The organism is Marinobacter xiaoshiensis (genome assembly GCF_031631795.1).
Taxonomy (GTDB): Bacteria; Pseudomonadota; Gammaproteobacteria; order Pseudomonadales; family Oleiphilaceae; genus Marinobacter; species Marinobacter xiaoshiensis.
On sequence record NZ_JAVMBO010000018.1, the window covers coordinates 216,210 to 236,277 of the forward strand.

A 20,068-nucleotide genomic window follows, 5' to 3' on the forward strand; every position below is an offset into this window, starting at 1 on the left:
CCTACGCCTATACAACACCATGACCGAACTTCCCGACAACATCCTTCACCTGCCGCAATACCAAGTACTGGGCTGCAAATCAACCGACGACGAAATGCACTTCCAGGTGGACGTGCCCGATCCCATCGCCTGCGAGGAATGCGGCGTGCAGGGTGAGTTCGTACGGTTCGGCAAGCGTGACGTTCCCTATCGTGATCTGCCCATCCACGGCAAGCGGGTCACTCTCTGGGTGGTCCGCCGCCGATACACCTGCCGGGCCTGCAAGACAACATTCAGGCCCCAGCTACCGGAGATGGTGGACGGATTCCGTATGACACTGCGGCTGCATGAGTACGTGGAGAAGGAATCCTTCAACCACCCCTACACCTTTGTGGCGGCACAGACCGGCCTGGACGAGAAGACGGTGCGCGACATCTTCAACGCCCGCGCCGAGTTCCTGGGGCGCTGGCACCGCTTCGAGACGCCCCGCATCCTGGGCATTGACGAGCTATACCTGAACAAGCGCTACCGCTGCATTCTGACCAACATTGAGGAGCGAACCCTGCTCGACCTGCTGGCCACCCGCCGCCAGGACGTGGTGACCAACTACCTGATGAAGCTGAAAGACCGGCAGAAGGTCGAGATCGTCAGCATGGACATGTGGAACCCCTACCGGGCAGCGGTCAAGGCTGTGCTGCCCCAGGCCCGTATCGTGGTCGATAAGTTCCATGTGGTGCGCATGGCCAACGATGCCCTAGAGAGAGTGCGCAAGGGCCTCAGAAAGGAGCTGAAACCGTCCCAGAGCCGGACTCTCAAGGGAGACCGGAAAATCCTGCTGAAACGCGCTCACGAAGTCTCAGACCGGGAGCGCCTCATCATGGAGACCTGGACAGGCGCGTTCCCGCAACTGCTGGCCGCCTACGAGCACAAGGAGCGCTTCTACGGCATCTGGGACGCCACCACACGGCTCCAGGCAGAAGCCGCCCTGGACGAGTGGATAGCCACCATCCCGAAGGGCCAAAAGGAAGTCTGGAGCGATCTGGTCAGGGCAGTGGGAAACTGGCGCGAAGAGACCATGACCTACTTCGAGACGGACATGCCCGTCACCAACGCTTACACGGAGTCCATCAACCGACTGGCCAAGGACAAGAACCGTGAAGGGCGCGGTTACTCCTTCGAGGTGATGCGGGCACGAATGCTCTACACCACGAAGCACAAGAAGAAGGCACCGACTGCGAAGGTCTCTCCTTTCTACAAGAAAACCATCGGTTACGGACTGCCGGACTTCGCAGAGGAACTCAACTACGGAGTCGATCTATCAACCATCTGAGGGTGGTATCAGATTGATGGGGTGAAGGTGCCCCATCAACCATTAAATCCGTATACCCAATTTTTCTTCCATCAAGTTCGGCCGCTGCGCCGTATTAATGATGGTGACATCTGTAAACATCCGATCCACTTTTTTCTTGAAGGTCTGGTCGTCCATATCCCGCCAGTAGCGAGGAGGACGGCCAATCTGCTGGTCATGTTCCGCAGTGGCCGGATCCAGCAGGCGGTACTTCTCCAGCATCGGCATCTCTGGCAGAGGGCGGGTCACGTCCATGTAGTTCTGGATAAAGTCCCAGTATGCGTAACACATGGTGGCACTGCCGTGGGCACCCAGAATATCGCCGACCGTTACGTCCAGCTTGCTGTAGCGATGGGACAGCACCAGATCAAACAGAGTGCCAAACCTGTCTACGCGAGCACAGCACCAGGCGTCGAACTCATAGAAGGGTTTTTCGATGACGACTGGGGGTTTTCGGGACAGGAATGGGAGCTTCCGGGAATATTGCCAGACCTTGATCATTCCGGTACGCCGGTTGAATTCCCATTCGGGGCCTCGGCCGTTTTGGTGAAGCCATTTGGGGAAGAAACGGAAGGCCGATGTAGATACTAAAAGCGCGAGCCATCCCCCCCCCCGAGAAGTACTAAGTTTGGCAGCACCATCAAGCCTTGAATGTATTCAGGCCAGCTCTCGTTTCTGTTTCCAACCAGCGGAGACGTCAATATCAAAACTATCACATACATTGGTGAAACGAGGCATGCCCAAAGCTTTCCCAATACACTCATCATGTCGAAAAAACGGGCTTGGAACGCCAAAGGCGCATGCCGAAAACATTCGTGACTGTTCTCAACGTATAGGCCGTGCTTGTCTGCCAGGTCTTCCTTCTTCTCCAGCTTACGCAGTTTCTTGGGAGGATCATCGGACATAAAGCAGGGTGGCATAACATCCCGAGTTTTACCCCACGGCAGACGCAAACTGGCTGACCGATCCAGGCCGGTGCGGTTCAACTCCTCCGTCTGATTTTTCTGTGGAGGAATGGAATCGGGACGGTAGGCAAAGGGCCCATAGTATTCAATGGCGTTGACGTCGCCAAACTGACTACTCAACATTTTCTTGAACTTGTTGCCGACTCATACTGCGTAGAGAACCATGAGCGCCACAAACCCCGAGCATGCCCATTTAACGACGCATTCTTGGTCATAAGCTGCTGTAGGGAAACGCTTGCTCATCAGGTCTTCTCGCGTCACTTCCCAGACTCTCGCCCCATTACGGATTCTTGCAGCTCACCAATCACCCTCAAAACTCTACCCATTTCCCGTTGGGTTTTCAGATCCAGGCCCAGCTTGCCGTCCATGAGTTTTACCAGTGGAACAATGGACTCCTCAAAGATTCGGGCGAAGGCTGTGAGGGCTTCACCTACCTGCGGTGGACTGTCGAGGTTTACCGTTACTGCCGGGTTCAACCGCACGGACTGCAAGCCTTCGGCCAGACCGGTCTCGAGGGAGCGGGACAGTTCGCCGAGTGCCTTATTCAGGTCTGGTTCCGAGTCTTTCCTGCTCGCCATACCCGCGACCAGTTGTTGCCCCAACTGCTGCATTTGTTCCGCTATGAGGCCGAGTTGGCGTACAACTTTAACGCCGGTTTCCTCATCGCCCCCCGCCTGCTGGCGACGGCGATATTCTTCACAGATGGCCTGCCAGCGGGCCGCTTCGGCTTCGGTCATGGTGCCGCGCATTTGCTTGAGTTTAAGCAGGTTCTCCTCTGCGCCCTGGGTCAGCAGTTGAGATTCACCCTGGTAATGATCGTCAATCAGGGCTTCCAGCTCTTTATCACTCATCACCGGCGACAGTTTTTCCGCCAGCTTGTTCATGTTCCGATAGCTGCCCTGCAACTTGAACGTGGGCTCCGTGCGATAGGCCTCGGCTTGGGCGCTGGAAGCAATGTATGCCTGGTTCACCCGCAGCACGGTTTCCCGCACGCGCATCATTTTCTGCAGTAGGGATACGATTTCATCCCGTTCAGCGGCGCTGTAATCGTGCTCGAAGTCTGAATCTGCCACAGTCTTGCCTTCCGCCAGATCCGCAAACCGGTAGAAGTCTGCCATGCCGCGGGTGGCCAGGGGTGCCAGCACCCGGTTGGCACTGAGGCTGTTCTCGATATAGGACAATTCGAAAGCGTACTCCATACCCGACAACACATCGCCCAGGTTGTAGATGTCCGCACGGTTTGCCAGCATGTCCGGCACTTTGAACACTTCGCCGCTTTCCGTGTAGGGGTTACCGGCCATGACTACGCAGAAGCGCTTGCCCCGCATGTCGTAGGTGCTGGTGCGGCCACGCCATACGCCTTCGATACGTCGTGTGCCGTCACACAGGGAGATGAATTTCTGCAGGAACTCCGGGTGCGTATGCTGGATGTCATCCAGATACAGCATCACGTTATTACCCATTTCCAGAGCCAGGTTGAGCTTGATCAGCTCTGCCTTCGCTGTGGAGTGCGGTGCCTTCTCCGGATCCAGAGAGGTGACTTCGTGGCCCAGACTTGGGCAGTTGATCTTCATAAAGATCAGACCCAGCCGGTTGGCCACGTATTCCATCAAGGTGGTTTTACCGTAACCCGGCGGCGAGATCATCATTAACAGGCCGGACTGATCGGTGCGCCGATCTTCGCCAGCGGTACCCATCTGCTTGGCCAGGTTATCGCCAATGATGGGCAGGTAGCTTTCGCTAATCAGTTTGTTGCGGACAAATGAAGAGAGCGGACGGGGCCGGTATTCGTCCAGACGCAATTGTTCGCGCCATTTTTCCAGCACGCTATGGCGAACATCTTGCAGCTGTTGCCAGCCGGGAATGATCTCCTGTCGGTGATACCGCAGGCGTTCTTCGTATTCATCCAGTTGCAGGCTCAGGGAACGTTCGCTGATATTGGCATGCTGGCCCAGCAGCCCATCAACCTCAAACGCCAGTTCCACACTGCGTACCGCCGTGGTGATCGCCTCCCCGGCATTAAGTACCGCCACCACTTCCGGCAGGTAATGCAACAGGTGTTGCCGGTCTGTTGTCCCCATCCAGGCTTTCAGCCAGTGGCTGGTGATGCTCCAGCGTGCGGCCGGCTGGTCGGCAACAACATTCAGGGCGTTCTGATACTGGGCAAACTGGTTATCCCGCTTCAGGGCTTCGGTAAAGCCTTCCGCCAGTTCACCGGCATAGCGGGTGATCTCGAAGGTTTCCGATTCTTCTGCCAGCTGCAAAACCAGATACTCGGCGGCTGATTTCAACAGTGTGCGTTCGGCACTGCCTTTTTCGGTCAAGGTGAGATCATTAGTCTCAACAAACTCTGATAGCTTCGGCCCCACCTCCTGCTCCAGTGCCTGCAACAACTCGCCAGACTGCATCATGCGGCTGAGTATGCCCGCCGACAAGCACCGGGAACGCAATTGTTGGGCATGAACCTGCTGTTTGCCCAGATCCGCCCAGAACAGCATGGCCAGTGCCCGTGCATTGGGGCTGAACCGCAGCAGCCCGGCATTCTGAATGGCGGGCCAAAGGGTGCTGACAATCAGCGCGGCATCGTGATCGTGTATGCCCTTTTCATAGCCTTCGCGGTAACGTGGCGATGCAAATGTGCGGATATAGCCGGTAAGTTCTTCAATATGAGCGACGTTAACCGGTAAATTCTGTGTTTTCCGGAACTTTTCAATTACCAGAGCCGCCAGGTACTCTCCCCGGTAAACCTTGGCAGATTCCGACGGCTGGCTCATGTTCCAGTAGCCCCGAAGGCGATCGAGTTCCGGTTCGTCCAGCCGCTCGTAATACTGGGTACCGGTCAGGTGCAACAGCACATGGTCATCTCGCGGGATCAGGGTGAGATCCAGCTCCTGCTGGTTGACGCTGAACTTGTGTTTCCCAAGCCGGATAACCGCACCGCCATCCTCAAAGATATCGGCTTTGTCCCGCACACTTCTGAGGGCCGTGTCCTGGGCGGCTTTCAACTGCCCCAGGCAATCATCGGCTTCCATGGCCGCGCCCAGATCCCGCAACTCCTTTGCCATGCTGCGCAGGCGCGCCACCATGGCATCGGACGCAAAGAAGGCATGCAGTTCTTCCACTGTGGTAAAGCGTTCGGTACGGCGGTTGACGTTTTTCAGTATGCGCTCAGCGGCGTCCGTGAGTGTGGTTACCCGGCGCTGCCGTTGGTCCTGCAACTGCTGGCGCCGGGCTTCAATGCTTTCATGGGCATTTTCACGCTGTTCCAGAACCGCGGCCAGGAACTCATCGTACTCGCCAAACTGGCTTTCCAGCTCCTGCAACTGATCGAGCATTCGGGTCATCAGACCATCGCATTCCCGCACATCAGAAAGCGCGCTGACACCGTTAGCCAGGCTTTGTTCAAACAACCGGATACGAGCCGCAAACTGGGCGCGGGCTTCGGTACTGCCCTGCTCTTTCAGGCGGATTTCCGCTTCCGAGCGTTGTTGGTTGATGCTGGCATATATGCCGGAGATATTGTCGGTAATGGCAGTTTCCAGCGCAGCATCATCACCTGCCATAGAGGCCAGCATTCCCTGAATCATATCCAGCCCGGTGGTCAATTCCCGGTAGCGCTCCACAATCTTTTTCAGGACATCCCGGCTTTCTGCACTGACCAGCTCCGCTTGCAGTTCTGCCAGAGTATTGCGGTAGCCCTCCAGCGCTTCGGGGGAGGCCAGAAAGCGGAAGGTGCGCTCGGTCAGGCGCTCCTCTGCCTCCGCCAGCTCCTGCTCCAGACCATCGATTCGTGCTTCGTCTGCGTAACGGCGATCCTTGAGCGTTCGCACCCGGCCCCGGTGTTCCCGAAGCCTGGCCAGATACCCCACGAACTGATCCGGCGCTTTCCAGCTGTCCGGTTTCAGATCCCGCATCAAGGCACCCTGGACATCTGCCACTTCACTGATTGCAGCTTCCGTCTGTGCCCGGATGCTCTGGACTTTCTCATACTCATCCAGCACCAGTTCGGCCGTGTTGCGAATGGTGAAGAGCTGCTCATGCAGGCCCGAAAACAAGGCTTCATCCTGCCTCGCAGCCAGCCAGTAAAACTGGTCGAGAACGCGGTCTACTGTGCGAATCAAAGAGGTGAAATGACGCTCACTGGCGCCCTTGGCTTCCACCAGAGTAATCACCGTGTTCAGCTCGGCGATGCCGCGAACCAAATCCGGGTTGCCGATGCGGGCCAGTTCCGAGTCGTTGGCAACGCTGGCCTGTGCATGGAAGTTCTCGGAGGTAAACGGCGTTTCCCAAACCTGCAGCGGATGAACGAGAGTGGGCTCCTTGTCGGCGCTGAAAACCACCAGATGGCCATTTTCAAAGAGCGCAAAACCATGACCAATCAGCGGTACATCGGCCTGTTTGCGGATCAGGTTGTAGGGGAACAGAATCACCTGCCCGGTAAGTTGCTCGAAAAACACGTAAAGCACATCCTCACCGTTGGGCGCTCTCAATGAACGCTTGAGGCGAAAATCCCCTTCCGGAATCTGGAAGGTTTTCAGCTCGCCTGTGGTGAGGTAATACCCTGACGGGAAGATGAGACCGTGGTTATCCGGAAGCGGCACCACAGAGCCGGCCATGCTATCGACCCGCTCAACTTTCCGCTGGGTGCGATTGAACAGGTAGTAGCGCCAGTGCTTTTCGTTGAAGGGAAGAATTCGTACCAGAAGAATTTCACCCAGATCGGCGTACTCAAAGGTAGCGTCGTCCAGGGACTGGGAATCAGACTCTACCGGATCTGCATAAATGCCCTCGCCGGTAGCCGTGTTGTTCTCCACCTTGAAGGTAATCTCGCCCCGGAGGTTATCCACGAACAGGGTGTCGGCGATGTTCAGATGCGGAGACCGCCCCTGCACCTGGCAGTCACGACCGACGGTTTTCCAGGGAAAACTGAACCTGTCAGGGAAGGTAAGATCCCGCTCGCCCCGGTTGTCTATGTAGCGGTTAACCTCACCATTCGGCTTCAGCTCCCAGCGAAATACCCGAAGATCACTGAGCTTGTCACCGATGCGAAATACCATCAGCAGCATGCCTTTAAGGATCGTCAGCTGAGACAGAGTGGCGGTGTTGTAATATTGCTGAAGTTCCCGGAAGTCGGTGGCAAAGCGGCCATCTTTCAGGAAAGTGCCCTCAATCGCGGCCTCTGTCATTTCAAAGCCGCCGTCACCATCGCTCAGGTGATACAGGCAGAAGACGTCCTCAAGCTCCAGGGTTTTGCGCAACCCCAGTTGCAGGTTAAAACCGAACAACAGCTTGTCACCAAGGCGCACTAAATCCCGGGCTATGGCGTTGTTTTCAGTTCTGACCCGGGCACGCCCCAGCAAGTTCATGCCAGCGCTTCCGAAAATATCTTCCCGGGCCTGATTCAGCCCCGACACCTGCTCGCGAAGCTGACCGCCCTGCTCTTTCAGGCGACGCTGAATGGTTTCGAAGGCAGAACCTTCCTGAACAATGCTCTCGAGGCCGGTGCGATCCGTCGACATACCAAATCATCCTGAACAAAGGGGGAAAATCTGAACGAGATAGGCACCACCTACGCCGATTCAGGCGCAGGTGGTGCCCGGGGTTTTATGCAGTTTCAGAGGCTTTACTGGGCTTGTCCGCTGCAATACGCCCGGCGATACCTGCCAAAGCCGCCTGCAGTGACGGGGCATTATCCAGCACGCCCTGTACGCTCTTGCCATAACCAAGGCCCTGAGCAAACTTGTCGAAGATACCGCCGTCGCCGCCGATCATTTCAAACTTGGCGTCCTTCAGAGCGGCGGCCATTACCCGGCCATTTTCCAGAATGCCTGTCTGCTGGGCCTCAATCTTCGCCAACACTTCCTTCTCATGAACTTCCAGGTTCATGCGGAATTCTTCGAAGTGGCGGGCCTCTTCAGACATGTTGTTATAGGCTTTGAGTTTCTCTACCAGGCCAGACGCTTCTGCCTTGGCCATGGCCTCGCGGGCACCAGCCTTGGCGTGACCCATGCGATCTTCACCTTCTGCCTCTGCCAGCACCAGAGCCTTGCGGGCATCTGCCTTGGCGTGACCCATCCTGGCCTCACCGTCAGCTTCAGCCAGAACCATGGCCTTACGGGCATCTGCTTTCGCCAGACCCAGCTTTTCTTCACCCATGGCTTCTGTTTCGAGGCGCTGTTCAAGAACCCGAACCTCTGCCATACCGGCTTCTTCATCGGCTTTGGCTGTTGCTGATTTCACATCGGCACGGGCAATACCATCGGCCCGGATGGCTGACGCCTGGGCTTCCTTGACCTGAGCTTCCGCCAGCCCATCGGCTGCAGCCAAAAACTGACGGCCGCGAGCTCGTTTTTCATCGGCAATGGCTTCTTTCTCGGCAGCATCCATCTCGGCCTGGGCAGTAACACGAATCTGCTCCGCTTCCAGCTTGGAGCGTTCAAACGCAGCTTCCGCCGCCTTCACATCCTTGAGCTTGAGCTCATCCGCGTCGGCCTCAGCCGCCACCACTTTTGTAACCTTCAGGCGCTCAGCCTGAGAACGGTTGCGAACATCCTTGATGTTCTCTTCCTCTTCCGCCACGTTGCGCTCAACTGCAATGCGCTGGCTGGTGATATCCGCAATTTCCTTGCGCTCGCCCTCAAGAGCCTTTTCCATACCAATGCGCTCGATTTCTACCGCTCGTTCACGGTTTACATCTTCCAGCTCCCGAGCCTGGCGAATGCGCACTTCTTCAATCTGAACCGCACGCTCGCGGGCTTTCATCGCCATCTCAATCTGGCGCTGCTTGTTCTCTTCCGCAATGGCCAGCTCTTCGTCTGTCTTGATACGGGCAGCTTCGGCACGGGCGCGTTCTTGTTCGCGCACCTGCTCAGTCTCAGATGTTTCGCGAGCTTGCAGGGTTTCAATCTCACGACGCTGACGCGCTTCGGCATCCGCCTGGCTGCGCTCCAGTTCCAGTGAGGCCTCACGTGCTGAAACGTTCTTGCGCTGGATTTCCAGCTCCTGATCACGCTCCAGGCGGTTGGTTTCTACATTGTGGAAGGCCGTGATTTCGGTAATCCGCTTGATACCTTCGGAATCCAGAATATTGTTGGGATCCAGAGAGGTTTTCGGCGTTTGTTCCAGATAATCGATGGCAACGTCTTCAAGGATGTAGCCGTTAAGATCTTCGCCAATGGTTTCTATGATGGAATCGCGGAAGTGCTGGCGCTCTTCAAAAAGCTGCATGAACTCCAGCTTTTTACCGACTGTTTTCAGCGCCTCGCTGAACTTGGCATTGAACAATTCGTTTACCGCATTGCGGTCAGAAGCACGGCCAACACCCACAGACTTGGCTACCCGCAACACATCTTCCGAGGTTTCGTTTACCCGCAGGTAAAAAGCAACGGTAATATCGGCACGCAGGTTGTCTTTACAGATCAGCCCTTCTTTACCGGTGCGGTTCAGCTCCAGGGTAATGACCGAGATTTTCATGGTCTCGGCGCGGTGAATAACCGGCAGCACCATGGCGCCAGTGAAGTACACCTTCGGCGTAGGCGACAGGTCGTTCACTATCAGGGCCTGGCCCTGGTCTACCTTGCGATAAAACGCCTTGAACAGGGTCAACACGCCCAATATCAGCAAGACCACAACGCCGATGGTCGTCAGTACCGGCATCATCCACGATAAGTCCATTTAGTCATTCTCCTGAGCTGGTTTTAAATGAGTGAGTGCGGGGTTATCCGGTGGTGCCACCGGAATGGAATTCGGATTCCGGAACAACCCACCAAGCATTTTTATCCGGAATATGTTCAATAATGACGGCCCTCTCCCGACGGGAAAGCGGCGAATGACTGCGTATTTGAAGAACAAGATGAGCACCATCAAGAACCGTTTCACCGCGGCCTGAGGTTTCAGTAACCCGTGAAGAGATCACCACACAAGGGGTGCCAACAATCCGCTTTTGAAGGGGTTGCAAAAATGCACGGCGAAACAGGGGGCGAAGTGGGCGTACCACGATCGACGTTACTAGCACTGAGGCGACAAGCGCCGAAAAAATAACAGCTGCTCCGTATAGCCAGTTCAACACGCCAGCCGGAACAAGAGAGCCAAAAACAAGATCAACAAAGTAGCTGGCCAGCCAGCCAAACAGGAACAACAGCGTGAGCACCAAAGGCAGGGGAACACCTTGCAGCCCGAGGGTAACCATCAGACCACTGAAATCGCCAACGGCATCAATGTCGCCATCTGCGTCTATATCGCCCATACCAAGCAGGGATATCAGCCAATAAAGAATGGCCACACACAACAGAACGGAGAAAACTACCGTTGGAAAGGAGAAGGCTACAGCGAAGAACGTTTCCATACGCGACCAGATTATCCTTTCTGGTAAATCCAATAATTGACAGTTTGTGTCAAACCAGAGCGCCGTTATAACGCAAACAAACTAATCCTTGCAAATGTTTAATTGCGAAGTATAGACTCTAATTATTGACATAAAATGTCAAGCGACAGGACAAGGTTCGTCCGAATCGGCCGAACCGATTCACCGCCACAGGAAGGAGCTATTTGTGGATATTCAAACTCTCACCCTGGCCCTGGGTGATTCTACCCATGCCGGCCGACGCTTCGATGTTATGCCCATAACCGGGGACGAACCGGTGCTTCAGGTAACGGTTTCCGGTGCAGAAGAAACGCCGGTGTACCTTACCGTAACCGACACTCAAATTCTGTGCCTTGCGTATCTTTTTGATGAGCAGGAACTGAACCCTGAGCGCCTGAATGAACTGCATGAAAACATGCTGCGACTCAGTGTACCCATGCCCCTGAGCTCACTGGGCAAAACCGGTGATCACTACGTGGTATATGGCGCTCTCAGCCCCACCTCCGGCGCAGCCGAAATCATGCAGGAACTGGTGACGCTGGCAGAGAATGCCATCGACCTGTTACAGACATTTGAAGACTACCTGGCTTAACTGAGGGCTGAGACATGAGATCCATACTGAACAAACTTCTGACCGCCATGCGCGGTGGCGTTAATGAACTGGGCGAAGCCGTAGTCGACGGCCAGGGCAACCGCATTCTGGAACAGGAACTGCGAGACTCCGAGCAGGAACTAAAGCAGGCTAAACAGGAACTGGCTGCACTGATGGCCGAATCTGCCTCTTTGGCCCGGCAAATTCGCTCTGAACAGGACAACGCCAGCAAACGCGAACAGGATGCCCGCAAAGCCATTGCCGCTGGCGAAGAAGATCTGGCCAGAGAAGTAGCAGAACGCATTGTTGGCCACGAGCGCCGCGGCGCAGAACTGACCCAGACCCGCGAACTGCTGCAGCAGCGCATTGCTGGCCTGAAAGAGCGGGTTCAGCGGGCAGAGAAGCAACTGGCCGACTACCGCCGGGAACTGCAAGTGGTGAAAACCAATGAGCGGGTGCTTCGCACCACTGCCCAGATTGATACAAACATCAACAGCCAGAAATCCTCGCTGAACACCGCCAAGGAAACCCTTGAACGCATTCGCGAGCGCCAGGCCCGGGAAGAAGACCGCCAGACCGCCAGCGCTACTCTGGAAAAAGAGCTGACAGGCGCCGATCTGGATGAAAAACTGAAAGCCGCCGGTATTGACGGCGAACAAGATGCAATCGACAACGTGCTGGCTCGACTCAAAGACAACCCTGCACAGTAAGCCCAGCGCCCCCGAACTCCGGGGGCGTAATTCTTCAGGTTACCTCCATGGCAAACAAACCGGATTGGTCTAAAGAGGAACAGGCCGTTCAGGCCGTACAAATGGCCTTCGACCTCTCCAATGACATTCAGCGCGCTTTTCGGGTCTCTGCAGCAATACAGAACATGAGCACCTCCGACATGGTGCGCAAAGTTCTGGAACTGCCCTATCAGAAGACCCGGGCAAGGCCGCGTTTGACCATTACCCTGAAAGATGAAGACTTCGAGTTGCTGGCCCGCAAGTACGGCCTTGACCCGCAAGATCGGGCGATTATCCGCCAGCGTGTCTCGGAGGATTTACAGGTGTTTGCCCGTAATTATCTGACCGAATCTGAGTGACAGCCAGTTTCGCCAGACCTCGGAACGGAATATATGCCGAGAAAGATCGCGTTGGTTGCGGTGTTTAATTCGCCGGCAGTTCAAGGAGCTGTGCCAGCGAGGAAGGCCAAATGATCGTGCACCTCCACCAAGGCAGGTAGCTCTCCCTCACAGCCATTGTTTACAAACACGGCATAAAAAGTGTGAGCTTGCCACTCACGCACCAGTGAAACGTAGTCTCTGGCGACAACAAGCCTGCCGAACTCTTCAATACAGGCAACTGATTTTTCTTCCATGATCATGCGCTTCCATCGCTTATGAAAAACTCGATCCCTTGGGCCAGAGCGGATCAGACTCCCGCTTGTGGCGCCGACTCATATTCCGTAAAGGACCATGAGCAAAAATATAAAAGCCATAAACCCAGCGCATGCCCAGAAGACACCAGCAACGCCGCCGGGGTCTTTGCTACCTTGCACATCCAGCTTGGCCTGATCACTCAGGCCCTGTTTCGCAAGATAGTATTCAAAGTCCGAGATTAGCTGAGTGTTGGACGTCCGGATGCCGGCATACCAATCTTTGGGAAACTCGATTGCGGCAACAGGTACCACCAGAAACGCACACATGGAAACGAAGGGCACTGAGCCGTTAACCAACAGAGAATCCCGCCCGACTAATCCGCGGGGAAGATCCGAAGCGGGAACCCGGCACTCTTCTAGAACTTCACAAACGTAACCCTCAGGTACTTCACCGTGAACAAGCACGGGAACCTGCTGCGCACCACACGGCATGCAAGCCAGGGCAGGAAAACGTCCGTCGGTCGCATCCGGAACGAAGAGGCGATTCATGTTATCAGGACAAAACGGCTTAACGCCTTCGAACTGACCTAACACCAGATGCGCAGGCTTGCCCGGGTCACGCCCGTGCCAGAACAACACCCAGGCAATTGCCCGGGTAAGTCGCAACCTCAAGTGTTCCGGCACTTCATGGACACCAGGCTCCTGGGGCAGCCAAACCTCCCCAGTGTAATCCGTCATGGCGAGCCCATCCCCGCCCAAGGGCAAGCTCCACTCAGGATGGTCGGCAAACAAGATACGGAACCGCCGCCCATCCACTCTCAAAAGTTCATCGCTATCCTGCTCTTCTACTTCAGGAATCACCTGGTCTTCAATAACTTCCAATTGCAGCTTGGTGGCATCCGGCATGATTTGATTATGAACAGCACGCTCCAGATCATAGAAGGAACGAAGATTTTCTTCGTCAACGATGGCAGGAACCGGGACGTAAGTGTCTACGCTTTTGGCATTTTCATCCGCTCCGTTCTCTCCTTCACCCCCCTCCTTCAACGCGGCATAGTCGTACAAAGGTTCAGCCCACCAATCAAACAGCGCCTGCTCTTCAGCCGACAGGTCGCTGCGATTCTTAGCACCACCTTTTGGGCCAAGGCCAGGCCCAAACACCACAAGCCCGCGATCATCGAAGATAAGATTCTCGCGAGCCACTTCTGTAACCGAATTTCCAGATACAGTGCTGATCACCCAGCTTTGCGCCTTGATTATTTCGACGAGCCCGCCCGGGTTTTGAAGTTCATGGATTTTCGCCTGATACAAACGCTCCTGACCTGAAGGCTCCTGCTTGAGAGCCTTCATTCCAATTAAATGCATCAGTGACGTGTTCATGATTACGTTCGACCCGGTCCAGCAGAGCCACGCGCCTAAAAGGAACGCATTCCTTGCGAGCTCTCCCAAGGGAACCGGTTTGACAAAAACATCCAGCTCTTCGTCGAATCTGAAGTCTTTGATCGCGGCCCGGGCCGCCACCGGGTCTGGGCTAGCGATGAAGCATCGCCCGTCTTCGATGGGTAGCAAGACAGGCAACCCCAGATCGTGCCGTTTCCTTACAAATAGCGTATGAAAAATAACGTCTCGCCAGCCCCTTATCAGACCAATGTGGTCTTCACTAGCGATAAGGTCGGTGAAGGCGCGCTCTGTTGGTGTGAATGAATCTTCCATGATTCTTAGTTTTTGCTCTCTAGTTTATGGCCATTCTTTTCGCCGTGAGCTTGGTTTTCAAAAAACATAAATACTAATCATCCAAATCGTAATTCGGATGTTTGTTAGGCTCACGAGGCGTAACTCAATTTCTCTTCCATCAAGTTCGGCCGCTGCGCTGTGTTGATGATGGTGACATCTGTAAACATCCGATCCACTTGTTTCTTGAAGGTCTGGTCGTCCATATCCCGCCAGTAGCGAGGAAGACGGCCGGTTAGCAGGTCATGCTCCGCAGTGACCGGATCCAGCGGGCGGTACTTCTCCAGCATGGGCATCTCTGGCAGCGGACGGGTCACGTCCATATAATTCTGGATAAAGTCCCAGTAGGCGTAACACATGGTGGCACTGCCGTGAGCGCCCAGAATATCGCCAACCGTTACGTCCAGCTTGCTATAGCGATGAGACAGCACCAGATCAAACAAGGTGCCAAACCGGTCTACGCGAGCACAGCACCAGGCGTCGAACTCGTAGAAAGGTTTTTCGATGACGACTGGGGGTTTTCGGGGCAGGAATGGGAGCTTCCGGGCATATTGCCAGACCTTGATCATGCCGGTGCGTCGGTTGAACTCCCACTCGGGGCCGCGGCCGTTTTGGTGAAGCCATTTGGGGAAGAGGCGGAACGCCAATGTGGATACAAGTATCATCACCCCGCCCCCCCCCAGGAGAACCAAATTTGGCAACGCCACTAAGCCTTGAATGTACTCAGACCAACTCTCGCCCCTATTTCCAACCAGCGGGGAGGTCAATATCAAAACTAACACATACATTGGTGAAACGAGATAAGTCCAAATTCTTCCCAGAACGCCTATCATGTTAAAAAAGCGCGCCTGGAACCCTAGGGGGGCATGTCTAAAACATTCGTGACTGTTCTCAACGTAAAGGCCGTGCTTATCCGCTAGGTCTTCCTTCTTCTCCAACCTTCGCAGTTTTTTGGGCGGATTTCCGGACAAAAAGTAGGGTGGCATCACCTCACGGGTATTACCCCAGGGCAACCGGAGACTGGCAGATCGATCCAAGCCAGTGCGATTTAGTTCTTCCGTTTGATTTTTCTGCGGAGGAATGGACTCTGAACGGTAGGCAAAGGGCCCATAGTATTCAATGGCGTTGACGCCGCCAAACTGACTACTCAACATTTTCATGAACTTGTTGCTGACTCACATTCCGTAGAGGAACATGAGGAAAAATATAAAAGCCATGAACCCAGCGCATGCCCAAGTACCCGCCACAGCCTGTCAGGAAAGAAGCTCCCTTTAATATCTTCAAGTATTTTCAACTGACTGCCTGGTTATTCTGGTTCCAGAGCGGCCTTGGCGAGGCTTCCTTGAGCCACGACCGTAGGCGAGCATGTCCTCTGGCGTCATGTGTGCATAGCGCACCTTCTTTGCCATCAGGTTTGGGCGTTGCTCAGGGTTGATTCGTTTAACCTCATCAAACATTTGACGCACCTTCTGATCAAAAGACCGGTCGTCCATGTCCCTCCAGTAACGCGCGACCCTTCTATTTCTTCGATCATGCTCAGCAGTAACTGGATCAAGATGGCGATAGGCCTCCAAGGCCGGCATGTCAGGTAAAGGTCGCGTCACATCCATGTAGTTCTGGATAAAATCCCAAAATGCGTAACACATGTCGGGAAAGCGATGCCAGCTTAGTAAGTCGTTACCAATATGCACACTCAACTTTTGGTAACGATGACACAATACAAAGTCGAACCGTGTCCCAAAACGATCAGCCCCGCCCATGACCCAACCGTCAAACTCATAAAAGGGAGCTTGTATGATCTGAGGCGATCCTTGTTTCCTGAACGCCCACTTGCGCGGATACAGCCACAAAGTGACCATCCCGGTTCGTCGATTAAGTTCCCACTCAGGCCCCCTGCCGTTCTTCACAAACCATCGAGGGAAGAGTTTGAAAGATAGCCTTGCAATCAGCCACACAAAAGCTGGCAAAACGATGGCCCCAAAAATCGCTGGTAAAAACCCCTGAAATACCGAAAGCCATGTTTCGGTTGGACCAAGTAAATACACAAACATGAAATAGGTAATCAAAACAAAAGGTGTCAACAAAACGGCTGTCATTTTTCCACCTACCTCGAGAAAATTGACAACCCTTGACCGTAAGGCAAGCCGTGCAAAACGAATGCATTCATGACTGAACTCACCTTGAAACCCTTTACCCTCGAGCAGATCTCCATTTTTTTCGATGTAGCGAAGTGCTTTCGGTGGCGTGCGCTCCATTACTATGGGCGGGATTACATGCTTAGTGCCACCCCAAGGCAGTCGATAACCGGCTGAGCGTCTCAGTTTCGAGTGGTTGAAATCCTGTTTCTGGACAGGTTGGTCTGGAAACGAATCAGATCTATATGCTTCGGTGCCATAATAGCTACATGCCTCAGTCATTGAGCTTTCCATAAAAGCGGACTTGTTCGTCATACCAGAAAGGGCGCCCTTTTTCACCGAAATCCGGCTGGGAATGCTCCTGATTGGCTTTGTTAAATACCAAAGGATCCTCCGGATCAGGGGCTGGAAACACCAGGGGCTCCTCATCTTCTTTCATCTTAACCTGCAACTGAACCCGGACATTCCAGTGGTAAGACCAGGTCTCACTCAATTCGACCGCACCTAGCCAGCGCTGTGATTTGGTACTGCGTGTAAGCGGTGTTTTCAGGTACACGTAGGTTCCACCATAAAATTCTTCCTCTCGCAATACGTAGCTTTTCAGCTTTTCTTCTTCGACTAGTGTAACTTTAGAGTTGGACATATCACTCAATCCCAGCAAATACCCCCGCTCGGATTTTGTCTCTACCAATCGCAGATATGGCTTCACATCTACCATCTCGGCATCCTTAAATAAGCCAGGGATGGCGCTTTCTACTCGTAGACGGGTGTTTGCTTCGCGAAGCACTGCCAGTCTATCTTCGTCCTTCTCGTTCAACTCACCCCGCAGTACCTGGCCGCGCAGTGGGTTGGGCTCGACCAAAACACTGATACCCATTAGCAAACTAACAAGACGGTAGTAGGCCTCCCGCGGTTCCTTAAGGAAGGGTTTCTCGGCCATTGAACCAAAGGGACCATGGCGCATCCAGATTTCTATAGACTCTTCGTTGAACCATGCCATCATAGCCGTGCCCGAGATCGCTAGTACCACACCAAGGGCAAGCCAGCCCGCAGGCCCCAGAAACAATAAACCCGCCGACCCAGCCAAACTGGAAAACGTTAATGCCACCCCCCCCGCGGCCACTATTCCCGCGCCAATCGATCCACCAGTATTTCCCATGCGATACAAGTAATTGGCATCCAGAGAATAGTCTACAGCCATCAGGATTCCGCCCACTGCACCAAATACTTTGACCCAAGTAAGGGGACCTCCAAGGCGCTCACCTAGCCTCATCGCAAATGGTCCGACCCATTCCCGCGACAAAAACTGCCTGGAGATCCTTTCCACAAGTGCGACATTCTGAAGAAACCGCTCTATAACTGTGACCGTTGCAATACCGATATCAAACGCTGCGCTTAACCCGCCGCTTACAGCAGTGAGTTGTCCTTTAGCTCGCCACTCTCTCTTAACGGACGCTGCTACACTCGACACATTATGCAGCTCCATCAACATAACTGCCGCAGGCAAAAGTGGCGAATTGAGAACCCGGTAAAGACGCCTGTTTTCCGTCTTCCTAGCTGCGTCCTCAAATCCGCGTACTTCGGCACCCAGGGACGCTCTATTTGTTTCCAGGTCATCGAAGGCGTCATTGGCAGCTTGCAAGCTGCCATCCACCCTCTCGAAGTTCGCTAAAGCCTTTTCCAGTTTCAACTCGGCATCCGCTATCCTTTGGACTGCCAAGGCTGTTGCTGCTGCCGACAGATTCGAGGATTGTGCAGCATAGCGCTCCCAGATGCCCAATTCCTTCAGAGCATTTGTGTACTGCTTTTCTGCCGCGCCCAAGTGTCTAAGTATTTTTGCCATTTTCTCGTTTTCTGGCACGGTCAGTACCAGCGCCTCCGACGCTTTACCGGAGGGCAACCCCTGTTCCGTGGCTCGCGCTCGGCTGGTGGAAGCCCGGGGGTGGAGGTTCGCTTCTTTTAGCTCAGTGATATCGCCAAACATCCGGATGGCTCGGCCCTCTTCGGGAAGCTCCTCGATGCCAGATATGCCAATCACGTAGTAACCTTTTTGCTTAGCCTTTGAAAGACGCTCCAGCCGGACATTGCCTGTCAAGAACGGCATTGAAGCCCGAAGCTGCTGAACCGAACCTGCGTACAGCTTCATTTGAGCAGTAGTTGCCTTTGCAAATAGCTGCTGCTTCTGTTGAACCAGTTTCTCTGCACGCAGATTAATTTCCGATTCCTTTGCCGCTATGTGCTTAAGGCTCTCTTCCGCCTTCCGGCCTGCCGACTCAGCCTGCTGCCGCTGTGAGCGAGATTCATCAAAAACCTTGGCTTGAGCATCCACTTTTGCCCTCTCGGCATTAGCTCTTTCACGACTCAAGCGATCCATGTCCGCTTCCATCGCTTTGAGTTGGGCATCGATATCTTTGAGCTTTTGATTGCCGCTGACCAAGGGCTGGCTAGCACTCTGAATCGCGCCCCATAAATTGCCATGAATACTCAATAACGACTGGGCACCTGTCCTCAAGCTTGAAGCAAATGCCGTTGAGAAGACGCCGGCCTCGGCAGCTGCGGCAAGTTCCAGACCGTCCCGCGTCACGACAAGATCCAACTCCGGAAGGTCTTCGTTTTCGAGAGAGGCTAGTTCACTGGCCCGGAAGCTACCATCGCCAGAGTTTTCATCCGGCTCGGCTGGAGGCTCATAGGGACGTGCCAGTTCCTCGATGCGGAATTTAGGGAAAAGTAATGAGTACAACAATTGACTGTGCCCTGCGCTACAAAAGTCAAGGAGCCAACTTTTACCCTTTCCCACCTTTGTGTCTTCCACTCTAGCGGCCAATACATCACATTCTTCTGGCTCACTTATCACTTCCTTAATCAGCGAACCAACAAAATGGAAAGCACCTGCGTAGTCATACCCACTGTGGGTGAAAAGGTCCACCAGACTGTGCTGCACCCAACTACGCTGCAACAGACCCAAAAGATCCTCCTGCAGGTTATTCCCATACTCCACTGCCAGCTTTCTCTCGGAAACCGCAATGGAGCGTTCCAACTCCTTTCGGCCCTCACCACTTATCTCCGATATATGCTGATGCAGTGGATTTCGTTGACCACCAATACTGCTCGGAACAACCGCAGCATTTATTAGCAAAGCGGACTCAAAATAGGGACGTGCCTTTGCCCGTCTCACCGCAGCATTGGTAAACCAAGTCGCCACTAAACGACGCTGCTGCAGGTAGCGAAGCCTTCCAATCGGATCATCCAGCTGGATAGCCCCAATTAAACGATCACGAGCATCCTTAACACAGTCTTCAACGGCTGGCGTATTGTCCGGCCAATCAAAGGTACCGCTCCCTCCACTATCCTTCGTTTCCTTAGAGGCAGTTTCTAATTCTTTCAGAGTTTTACTAAGGCATTTTGCTAACGCCGTCATCTCCGGGCGTTCGTCCTCATGTACTGGATCATCTGGATCCGGGTCTTCCTGCCGCTGGTGCACTTGAACAGCCAAGTGGTCAGACGACTCTGCATACTCACCCTTGAGATCAAGGAGGTACTTTTCCGGACGATCAAACAGCCACTCAACTGAGGGGCTTCTGCTCCTTTGTGGCG

14 protein-coding genes are annotated in these 20,068 nt (G+C 54.3%); 4 read left to right on the forward strand and 10 right to left on the reverse strand.

Features of this window, described 5'->3' with window-relative positions; all coding sequences use genetic code 11:
* Positions 1 to 19: 19 nt before the first annotated feature.
* Positions 20 to 1,309, forward strand: coding sequence for an ISL3-like element ISPpu12 family transposase (locus RKA07_RS16400; RefSeq protein WP_004574636.1), 1,290 nt, complete (start codon positions 20 to 22; stop codon positions 1,307 to 1,309).
* Positions 1,310 to 1,351: 42 nt separating this feature from the next.
* On the opposite strand, the gene RKA07_RS16405 is transcribed toward RKA07_RS16400, so the two are convergent.
* The 5 genes from RKA07_RS16405 to RKA07_RS16425 all read right to left on the reverse strand — a co-directional run bounded on the left by RKA07_RS16405 (position 1,352) and on the right by RKA07_RS16425 (position 10,636).
* Positions 1,352 to 1,828, reverse strand: coding sequence for a hypothetical protein (locus tag RKA07_RS16405; protein WP_310966843.1), 477 nt, complete (start codon positions 1,826 to 1,828; stop codon positions 1,352 to 1,354).
* Between the two features lie 86 nt (positions 1,829 to 1,914).
* Positions 1,915 to 2,415, reverse strand: a complete 501-nt coding sequence (locus tag RKA07_RS16410) for a hypothetical protein (protein ID WP_310966844.1) — start codon at positions 2,413 to 2,415, stop codon at positions 1,915 to 1,917.
* Between the two features lie 134 nt (positions 2,416 to 2,549).
* Positions 2,550 to 7,811 (reverse strand): DNA repair ATPase, encoded by a 5,262-nt coding sequence (locus RKA07_RS16415; protein WP_310966845.1) that lies wholly within the window; start codon positions 7,809 to 7,811, stop codon positions 2,550 to 2,552.
* A gap of 85 nt (positions 7,812 to 7,896) precedes the next feature.
* On the reverse strand, positions 7,897 to 9,966 hold the full coding sequence (locus RKA07_RS16420; RefSeq protein WP_310966846.1) for a flotillin family protein: 2,070 nt from the start codon (positions 9,964 to 9,966) through the stop codon (positions 7,897 to 7,899).
* A gap of 43 nt (positions 9,967 to 10,009) precedes the next feature.
* Positions 10,010 to 10,636 carry a hypothetical protein gene (locus RKA07_RS16425; RefSeq protein WP_310966847.1) on the reverse strand — a complete coding sequence of 209 codons (627 nt, stop codon included), beginning with the start codon at positions 10,634 to 10,636 and terminating at the stop codon, positions 10,010 to 10,012.
* A 205-nt stretch (positions 10,637 to 10,841) separates the two neighbouring features.
* Here RKA07_RS16425 and RKA07_RS16430 point away from each other — a divergent pair, with 205 nt between their 5' ends.
* From RKA07_RS16430 to RKA07_RS16440, 3 genes are read left to right on the forward strand one after another with little or no spacing between them, the layout of a single operon-like run.
* Complete coding sequence (locus RKA07_RS16430; RefSeq protein ID WP_200370071.1) at positions 10,842 to 11,246, forward strand: YjfI family protein; 405 nt, start codon at positions 10,842 to 10,844, stop codon at positions 11,244 to 11,246.
* Between the two features lie 14 nt (positions 11,247 to 11,260).
* Positions 11,261 to 11,956: a PspA/IM30 family protein gene (locus tag RKA07_RS16435; RefSeq protein ID WP_310966848.1), complete on the forward strand. Its 696-nt coding sequence runs from the start codon at positions 11,261 to 11,263 to the stop codon at positions 11,954 to 11,956.
* Positions 11,957 to 12,003: 47 nt separating this feature from the next.
* Positions 12,004 to 12,333 carry a hypothetical protein gene (locus tag RKA07_RS16440; protein ID WP_200370073.1) on the forward strand — a complete coding sequence of 110 codons (330 nt, stop codon included), beginning with the start codon at positions 12,004 to 12,006 and terminating at the stop codon, positions 12,331 to 12,333.
* Positions 12,334 to 12,413: 80 nt separating this feature from the next.
* On the opposite strand, the gene RKA07_RS16445 is transcribed toward RKA07_RS16440, so the two are convergent.
* From RKA07_RS16445 to RKA07_RS16465, 5 genes are all read right to left on the reverse strand, one after another.
* On the reverse strand, positions 12,414 to 12,608 hold the full coding sequence (locus RKA07_RS16445) for a hypothetical protein (protein ID WP_309045229.1): 195 nt from the start codon (positions 12,606 to 12,608) through the stop codon (positions 12,414 to 12,416).
* Positions 12,609 to 12,686: 78 nt separating this feature from the next.
* Complete coding sequence (locus tag RKA07_RS16450; protein WP_310966849.1) at positions 12,687 to 14,321, reverse strand: hypothetical protein; 1,635 nt, start codon at positions 14,319 to 14,321, stop codon at positions 12,687 to 12,689.
* A gap of 110 nt (positions 14,322 to 14,431) precedes the next feature.
* Positions 14,432 to 15,004, reverse strand: a complete 573-nt coding sequence (locus RKA07_RS16455) for a hypothetical protein (protein WP_310966850.1) — start codon at positions 15,002 to 15,004, stop codon at positions 14,432 to 14,434.
* Positions 15,005 to 15,619: 615 nt separating this feature from the next.
* On the reverse strand, positions 15,620 to 16,756 hold the full coding sequence (locus tag RKA07_RS16460; RefSeq protein ID WP_309045226.1) for a hypothetical protein: 1,137 nt from the start codon (positions 16,754 to 16,756) through the stop codon (positions 15,620 to 15,622).
* Entirely contained in the window at positions 16,749 to 19,967 is a 3,219-nt protein-coding gene (locus tag RKA07_RS16465) for a hypothetical protein (RefSeq protein WP_310966851.1), read from the reverse strand. Before RKA07_RS16465 ends, RKA07_RS16460 begins: the two co-directional genes overlap by 8 nt.
* Positions 19,968 to 20,068: the final 101 nt, after the last annotated feature.

What these genes read in the sequence shown, in the direction of transcription:
- RKA07_RS16400 (WP_004574636.1), top strand. Translation starts at nt 20, where the DNA reads ATGACCGAACTTCCCGACAACATCCTTCACCTGCCGCAATACCAAGTA.
- RKA07_RS16405 (WP_310966843.1), bottom strand. Translation starts at nt 1,828, where the DNA reads ATGATCAAGGTCTGGCAATATTCCCGGAAGCTCCCATTCCTGTCCCGA.
- RKA07_RS16410 (WP_310966844.1), bottom strand. Translation starts at nt 2,415, where the DNA reads ATGTTGAGTAGTCAGTTTGGCGACGTCAACGCCATTGAATACTATGGG.
- RKA07_RS16415 (WP_310966845.1), bottom strand. Translation starts at nt 7,811, where the DNA reads ATGTCGACGGATCGCACCGGCCTCGAGAGCATTGTTCAGGAAGGTTCT.
- RKA07_RS16420 (WP_310966846.1), bottom strand. Translation starts at nt 9,966, where the DNA reads ATGGACTTATCGTGGATGATGCCGGTACTGACGACCATCGGCGTTGTG.
- RKA07_RS16425 (WP_310966847.1), bottom strand. Translation starts at nt 10,636, where the DNA reads ATGGAAACGTTCTTCGCTGTAGCCTTCTCCTTTCCAACGGTAGTTTTC.
- RKA07_RS16435 (WP_310966848.1), top strand. Translation starts at nt 11,261, where the DNA reads ATGAGATCCATACTGAACAAACTTCTGACCGCCATGCGCGGTGGCGTT.
- RKA07_RS16440 (WP_200370073.1), top strand. Translation starts at nt 12,004, where the DNA reads ATGGCAAACAAACCGGATTGGTCTAAAGAGGAACAGGCCGTTCAGGCC.
- RKA07_RS16445 (WP_309045229.1), bottom strand. Translation starts at nt 12,608, where the DNA reads ATGGAAGAAAAATCAGTTGCCTGTATTGAAGAGTTCGGCAGGCTTGTT.
- RKA07_RS16450 (WP_310966849.1), bottom strand. Translation starts at nt 14,321, where the DNA reads ATGGAAGATTCATTCACACCAACAGAGCGCGCCTTCACCGACCTTATC.
- RKA07_RS16455 (WP_310966850.1), bottom strand. Translation starts at nt 15,004, where the DNA reads ATGATACTTGTATCCACATTGGCGTTCCGCCTCTTCCCCAAATGGCTT.
- RKA07_RS16460 (WP_309045226.1), bottom strand. Translation starts at nt 16,756, where the DNA reads ATGACTGAGGCATGTAGCTATTATGGCACCGAAGCATATAGATCTGAT.